The following is a 7,351-nucleotide window of genomic DNA, read 5'->3' on the forward strand; positions in this document are numbered from 1 at the left end:
AATGCGACCGCCGGTGTGAAGGCTTACCGTCGGTGTGGTGCACATCGACATCACCACCGACGCTGCCCGGCTCCTGACCGAAGTGGAGCCGTTCCTGCGGCGTGACCCGTTGCGCCACACGGTGATCGCGACGGTCCTGGTCAACCGGATCAACGGCAGGTCCGGTGCGATGGAGACGGAATTCGTGACCGTCCGCGACAGCGCGGGCGCGGTCGTCGGCATCGCACAGTGCACGAACGGTGCGGTGTACCTCGGAGAACTACCCGCACACAGCATTTCGGCTGTTGCCGATGCCTTCCTTGCTCGTGGCATCGTGTTGCGCAGCGTCGAAGGCGACGACGCCGACGCTGCTGCCTTCGCGGCGCACTGGTCGGCGGTGAGCGGCGGTACCTCTCGCGAGAAGTACTCGACCCGGCTGTTCGGTCTCGGCGAACTTTCCAGGCACGAGGCCGTCGGCGCTCCCCGCCAGGCCGTTGTCGACGACGTTGCTCTCGTCATCTCGATGATCGAGGCGTTCGGTGTGGAGGCCGATGTGACGCATCGACTCGACGAAGCGGCGGTGCGCAAGCGCATCGAGGCCGGAACCACGTGGTTGTGGGAGCACGACGCGACGCCCGTCACGCTGGTCGCCCGGCACGGGGCGGTGTTCGGCTGGGCCAGGATCGGGCCGGTCTACACGCCACCGCAGTTCCGGGGCAACGGGTTCGCGAGCGCGCTCACGGCGACGGTCGCGGGCCGGATCCGGGCCGAAGGCGCCGATGCCTGTTTGTTCACCGACCTGGCCAATCCGACGTCGAACAAGATCTACCAGCGCATCGGCTTCGAGCCGGTGCGCGACTTCGTGCATTACGAACTGACCGATCAGCCCATCGGGACGTAAAACAGGATCCAGAAAATCACACCGAGGAACGCGACGATCGCGAGCATCGCGAGCCAGCCGATCGGCGAAGCCTTCCAGCGTGAATCCCGCTTCTTGCCGAGATACTGGTCGCGCACCGATGGGCGCTCGCCTGTCGTCCTGGCTTGCGCGGCTTCGCGGGAGCGCTGGGCGAGTGCGCTCGGCTGATAATGGGACGACCCGTTGGGCGTGTGTTGTGGTGGCCATGATGGACCGCCCACTCCGGCAGGCCACGACGACTGGCCGGGAGCCCACTGCGGGTTGTGCCCCGCGGGCACCGGTTGACTTGCGGCCCAAGGCTGATCCGTTGCGACCGGCCAGGCGGACTGTCCGCCCAGGCCTGCTATCGGGTGGCCGCCGCCGGGGGTGTACTGCGAGTTCGGCGGATAGGTCAAGGTGGGTGCTGAGCCTGGGAACCCTGGTGGGACAGCGTGTCCGGACAGGGCTTGCAGTGCGGCCGCGGCGAATTCGGCGCAGGAGGCGAAGCGTTCTTCGGGGCGTTTGGCCATGGCTCGGGCGAGGACCGCGTCCAGTGCGGGAGTGATGCCCGACCGCAGCGTGCTCGCGCGGGGTGGGGGTTGCTGGAGGTGGCCCTGGATCACCGCGACGGGGTTGGTGGCGTCGAAGGGGGTGGTGCCGGTGAGCAGGCGAAAGAGGGTGCAGGCCAGCGAGTATTGGTCGGCGCGACCGTCGAGGGCGATGCCGGACAGTTGTTCGGGGGAGGCGAAAGCCAGTGTGGCCGTGAAGGTTCCGGTCTGGGTCAGTTTGACGGCATTGTCGTTGTGCAGGCGGGCGATGCCGAAATCGGTGAGGTAGACGCGTTCGGCGCCGTCGACCGGTTCGATCAGGATGTTGGCGGGTTTCACGTCGCGGTGCAGCACCCCTCGGCTGTGCGCGAAGTCAAGTGCCGCAGCGGTTTCGGCGACGATGCGGACCGCGCGGGCCGGGTCGACGGGAGCCTGCAGCGACGACGCGTCGGCACCGTCGATGAAGCGCATCGAGATCCACAACTGGTCGTTCTCGACACCCCGGTCGTACACGGTGACGATATTCGGGTGATCGAGTTGCGCAACCAGATCGGCCTCGCGTTCGAACCTGGCCCTGATCTCGTTGTCGAAGAACAACTCCCGGTTCAGCAGCTTCATCGCGGTGCGCCGGGGCAGCCGCGGATGACGCGCCAGATACACCGAGCCCATGCCGCCACGGCCGAGTAGTCGCTCGATCGTGTACCCGGCGAAAACGCTGCCGTCCATCTGTGTCGACATCAGTTCAGCGGGGCCGTCCGCCACCAGCGCAGCACCTCGTCGGCGGTGCCGTACCCGTCGGTGTACATCAGGAACTGGGCGCGGTCGGGGTCGCCGGTGAACTGCGTGATGATCTTGTTCCCGTTGTCGCTGAACTTGTAGTTGGTGTACTGCTTGCCGCCGTTGCTGTCGATGGACTTGGTGTTGGTCGGCAGGCCGTCGAGCACCGACTTCACATCGGCGGCGGAGTTGAAGGCGTAGATCCGGTAGAACGGGTCGTCGCTGTCGCCGCCGCCGTAGCAACTCCACAGATGCGCCCATGCGCCGAAATCGGGTTCGCCGTCGGCGGGCGACGGGGGATCGCCACTGTCGGTCGACCAGCAGGTGGCGCCGTTGTACCCGGTGGAATCGTCGGTGGTGGCGGGCACGATCCGGCCGAACTCGGCGCTGATGGCCTCGGCGCTCGGGGTGATGACGGGGGCCGCTGTCGTGGTCGTTGTGCGGTTGCCGCCGCCGGTGTCGTCGCCACTGGCCGCGACGCCGATGCCGATCAGCAGTGCGATCACCAGCACCACCGCGACGACGATGCCGATGATCAGCCCGGTGTTCGACTTCGACGGCGGTCGCTGCGGGTACTGGCCGAAACCCTGTGGACGCGGCGCGGACTGGTATTGCGGACGCGACTGCTGGGTATAGGGATTCTGCGGGCCGCTGGTCTGCGGCCGCTGGGCGCCACCGGTCATCGGGCCGTGCGCGGTGCCGATCGGGCCGGCGGTCATCGGGCCCTGGGCGGTGCCGATCGGGCCGGCGGTCATCGGGCCTTGTGAGGTGCCCATCTGGCCGCCGGTGAGCGGACTCTGCGCAGCGGTACCCATGGGGCCGCCGGTCATCGGACCTTGTGTCGCAACGGGATACGGCAACCCGGTCTGCGGAATCGCCCCGCCCGTGGTGGGTCGTCCGGCGATCGGGTGCGCGCCGCCGGTGCCCGGTCGCGGACCGACGATCGGCATGGCGGGTGCGCTCGGACTGTTCAACGCCTCGATCGCGGCGGCGGCGAATTCCGAACAGGAGTCGAACCGGTCGTCGGGCCGTTTGGCCATCGCCTTGGCGAGCACGCCGTCCAGCGCGTAGGACAGCCCGGGTCGCGAACTGCTCAAGGCAGGCGGCGGTTGCTGCAGGTGACCCTGGATGACGGCGGCCGGGTTGGTCGCCGTGAACGGGCCAGAGCCGGTGAACAGCCAGAACAGTGCGCAGGCAAGGGAATACTGGTCGGACCGGTGGTCCAGCGCGGCGCCGGTGAGCTGTTCGGGGGAGGCGTAGGCGAGGGTGGCGGTGAAGGTGCCGGTCTGGGTGAGATGGCCGGTGTCGTCACGCAATCGGGCGATGCCGAAGTCGGTGAGGTAGACCCGTTCGCCACGGCCCGCACCCGAGCGGGCCAGGAGGATATTGGCCGGTTTCACGTCGCGATGCAGCACACCCATGCCGTGCGCGTAGTCGAGCGCGTCGGCGGTTTCCTTCACGATCTGCAGCGCGCGGGCGGGCGGCAGCGTCTGCGGATCGACCGAGGCGGCGTCGACGCCGTCGATGAACTGCATGGAGATCCACAGCTGTTCGTCGTCGTGGCCGCGGTCGTAGACGGTGACGATGTTCGGATGATCGAGGCGCGAAACGAGATCGGCTTCGCGCTCGAACCGTGCGCGCACCTCGTCGTCGAAGAACATCTCGCGGTTGAGCAGTTTCAGCGCCGTCATCCGCGGTAGGCGAGGGTGCTTGGCCAGATAGACCGAACCCATGCCACCACGACCGAGCTGCCGTTCGATGACGTAGCCGGCGAAGACATCTCCGTTGGCCAGCATGTCTGCTCCACTTCCCGCGGCACGCCAGGACCCACCAGCGCACGCGCGTACAGCATAAAAGCCGCGGCCGAGGTTGCCCGCCACGGAAAATCAACGAAACCCTATCAGTCGGCGACGCCGCCGAAAGCTGCCACGATCACGGCGGACGCCGCTGCTGGGGCGGCACGATATAGCCGGGATGGTTACGGCCACCGGGGAAATCGATGGTGCCGGGGCGTGTGGCTCCGCGTCGCGGCGGCACCGCCGGACCACCGGTCCGCGGCGCGTGTGTGTGCGGCTGCGCGGGAGTGGTCGGGTGCACGTGAGGGTGCGGCTGCGGGGGTGTCGGCGGGGGCGCGTTGCGGTAGGGCTGCGCCGGTGTGTGCGGCCGGGGTGGCTGCGGGTAGGACTCGCGGGCGCGCAGCACGACGCCGGTCGGGCTGTACTGCTGCTGGTGATGCCACGGTCCAGGCACCGCGAACAGCGCGGCCTTGGCGGCATGGGCGAACTCCGCGCAGCTGTCGAATCGCAGATCGACGCGCTTGGCGGTGGCCCTGGCCAGCACCGCGTCGAGCGTCGGGGGCAGATCCGGGCGCAGGCTGCGCAGCGGCGGCAGGGGCTTGCTCAGATGCGCCTGGATCACCGCGCCCGGACTCGGCCCCGGAAACGGCACCGAGCCGGTGAGCATCCAGAACAGCGTGCAGGCCAGCGAATACTGATCGGCGCGGTGATCCAGCGGCGCGCCCGCCAGATGCTCCGGCGCGGCATAGGCCAGGGTGGCGGTGATCGTGTCGCCCGAGGACAGGGTGGTCTCGCTGTCGCGCACCGCGGCGATGCCGAAGTCGGTGAGTACCACGCGTTCCGGGCGCCCGATCGGCGGTTTGGCCAGCAGGATGTTCGCCGGTTTCACGTCGCGGTGCAGTACGCCGCTCGCGTGCGCGAAGTCGAGTGCGGTGGCGGTTTCGGCGGCGATCTGCACTGCCCGGCCCGGCGTCAGCACGTTCACGTCGGCGGTCGCCACGTCGGTGCCCGCCACGAACTGCATGGAGATCCACAGCTGATCGTCGTCGTTGCCGCGGTCGTAGACATTGACGATATTGGGGTGCTCGAGCTGGGCGACCAGGTCGGCTTCGCGTTCGAAGCGGCGGCGGATCTCCTCGTCGGCGGACAGTTCGCGGCTGAGCAGTTTCAGCGCGGTCAGCCGGGGCAGACGTGGGTGGCGGGCCAGGTAGACCACGCCCATGCCACCCTGGCCAAGCACACGCCGGATCGTGTACCCGGCGAACACGTCGCCTTTGCGCAACACGCGAAGTCACCCCCTCCAGGGCAGAGCACCCGCCCGAATTCTACCGATGTATCTCCCGAAGCCACCACGGTGCAACATCGCGGGCAAAAGTTTGTCGGTGCCCGAGATTAAGGTGGGATCTATGCGCATTGGAGCACACGTTCGCGACGAGAGCGATCCGATCGGCTTCGGCGAGAAGCTCGGTGCCGAAGTCGTCCAGATGTTCGTGGTGGATCCGCAGAGCTGGGACAAACCCCAGCCGCACCCCAAGGCCGCCGAGATTCTGGCCAGTCCGATCGATGTGGTCGTGCACTCGTCCTATCAGATCAATGTGGCGAGCCTGAACAACCGGTTGCGGATGCCCTCGCGCAACGCGGTGGCCCAGCAGGCGAAGGCTGCGGCCGAGTTGGGTGCGTTCGGGCTGGTCGTGCACGGCGGGCATGTGCGTTCCGATGCCGAGTTCGACACCGGAATCGACAACTGGCGCAAGCTGTTCGAACGTCAGCAGGACAAGGGCGGGTTCGCCGTGCCGATCCTGATCGAGAACACCGCGGGCGGCAATCACGCGATGGCAAGGCATTTCGATTCGATCGCGCGGCTGTGGGACGCGGTCGGCGACTACGGTGCGGGCTTCTGTCTCGACACCTGTCACGCGTGGGCCGGTGGGGAGGAACTGGTCGGTGTGGTGGAGCGGATCAAGGCGATCACCGGGCGCATCGATCTCGTGCACCTGAACTCCTCGCGCGACGAATTCGATTCCGGCGCCGACCGGCACGCCAATTTCGCCGACGGCACCATCGACCCGCAACTATTGGCGGAGGTCTGCCGCACGGCTGGTGCGCCGGTGATCCTGGAAACCCCGGCCGACGGGGTCGCCGAGGACCTCGCCTACCTGCGGGAGAACCTCGGCTGAGGGTGTTGGGATCACCACGAGGCAAAACCTGTCTGTCGAACCCGATTCGCGGTGTGCTTGACGCGTACCAACCGATCGAGAACGACAGTGAAGGTGATCCCCATGACGGTCGACCACGCCATCCCCGCCACCGTGACGGTGACCAAGCTCGGCGCCCACATCGGCGCGCAGATCGATGGTGTCCGGCTGGGTGGTGACCTGGACGCGGCGACCGTGGCGACGATCCGTCGCGCGCTCAACGAGCACAAGGTGATCTTCTTCCGCGGCCAGAACCACCTCACCGAGGACGGTCAGTACGAATTCGCGGAGCTGCTCGGGACGCCGACCACCCCGCATCCGACGGTGAAGTCGGCCGGGGTGAAGAGCCTGGCCATCGACTCCGAGCGGGGCCGCGCCAACTCCTGGCACACGGACGTGACGTTCGTCGACCGGGTGCCGAAGGCCTCGATTCTTCGCGCCGAGTACCTGCCGACCTATGGCGGCTCGACCACCTGGGCATCCACGGTCGCGGCCTACAACTCGCTGCCCGCGCCGCTCAAGGCACTGGCCGAGAACCTGCGCGCGGTGCACACCAACCTCTACGACTACGCCGGGGCGGTCGACAGGGTGCGGCCGGGGCAGGTCGAGTACTCGCGGGAGTTCCAGTCGGATGTGTACGAGACCGAACACCCCGTCGTGCGGGTACATCCCGAGACCGGTGAGCGTGCGCTGCTGCTCGGCCACTTCGTGAAGCAGTTCGTGGGGATTCCGTCCAAGGAGTCCGAGCAGTTGTTCCGGTTGTTGCAGGATCGGGTCATCAAGCTCGAGAACACCACGCGTTGGAACTGGTCCGACGGCGACGTCGCGATTTGGGACAACCGTGCCACTCAGCACTACGCCATCGACGACTACGACGACCAGCCGCGTCGGCTCACCCGGATCACGCTTGCTGGTGACGTTCCGGTCGGTATCGACGGTTCGACCAGCACGGTGTTGAAGGGCAATGCCGAGGATTACTCGATCATCGAGGAAGTGGAGTTGTTGGCTAGCTGAGGTGGGTACTGATTCGGGGTTTGAGTGGTTCCGGGTGGTTGGGGGCTGTGTTTGTTGGAGCGCTGGCGCGCTCGAGTCGCGGCCCCGAGGGGCCGCCGGGGTTCGCGCGAGACTGGCGCCAGCGGCGCGAGCGCAGCGAGGGCA

Annotated in this window: 6 protein-coding genes; 3 read left to right on the plus strand and 3 right to left on the minus strand. The window is 67.5% G+C overall.

Annotated features, from left to right (window positions below; translation table 11 throughout):
- Positions 1-37: 37 nt before the first annotated feature.
- Positions 38-880: a GNAT family N-acetyltransferase gene (locus tag ACFW6D_RS30975; protein ID WP_379334001.1), complete on the plus strand. Its 843-nt coding sequence runs from the start codon at positions 38-40 to the stop codon at positions 878-880.
- Here the strand turns inward: ACFW6D_RS30975 and ACFW6D_RS30980 are convergent.
- From ACFW6D_RS30980 to ACFW6D_RS30990, 3 genes are all read right to left on the minus strand, one after another.
- Entirely contained in the window at positions 862-2,187 is a 1,326-nt protein-coding gene (locus tag ACFW6D_RS30980; protein WP_379334003.1) for a protein kinase, read from the minus strand. The genes ACFW6D_RS30975 and ACFW6D_RS30980 overlap by 19 nt on opposite strands.
- The gene (locus ACFW6D_RS30985; RefSeq protein WP_379334005.1) at positions 2,163-3,998 is read right to left on the minus strand and encodes a serine/threonine protein kinase; all 1,836 of its coding nucleotides are present in this window, start codon (positions 3,996-3,998) and stop codon (positions 2,163-2,165) included. The genes ACFW6D_RS30980 and ACFW6D_RS30985 overlap by 25 nt, the downstream gene beginning before the upstream one ends.
- 136 nt (positions 3,999-4,134) lie before the next feature.
- Positions 4,135-5,283: a serine/threonine-protein kinase gene (locus tag ACFW6D_RS30990; RefSeq protein ID WP_379334007.1), complete on the minus strand. Its 1,149-nt coding sequence runs from the start codon at positions 5,281-5,283 to the stop codon at positions 4,135-4,137.
- Between the two features lie 121 nt (positions 5,284-5,404).
- Between ACFW6D_RS30990 and ACFW6D_RS30995 the strand changes: the two genes are divergently transcribed.
- Both ACFW6D_RS30995 and ACFW6D_RS31000 read left to right on the plus strand, forming a co-directional pair.
- Entirely contained in the window at positions 5,405-6,175 is a 771-nt protein-coding gene (locus tag ACFW6D_RS30995) for a deoxyribonuclease IV (RefSeq protein WP_379334009.1), read from the plus strand.
- Positions 6,176-6,277: 102 nt separating this feature from the next.
- Positions 6,278-7,207, plus strand: coding sequence for a TauD/TfdA dioxygenase family protein (locus ACFW6D_RS31000; protein ID WP_379334011.1), 930 nt, complete (start codon positions 6,278-6,280; stop codon positions 7,205-7,207).
- Positions 7,208-7,351: the final 144 nt, after the last annotated feature.

The sequence above is a fragment of the Nocardia sp. NPDC058705 genome, from assembly GCF_042749305.1.
Taxonomy (GTDB): Bacteria; Actinomycetota; Actinomycetes; order Mycobacteriales; family Mycobacteriaceae; genus Nocardia.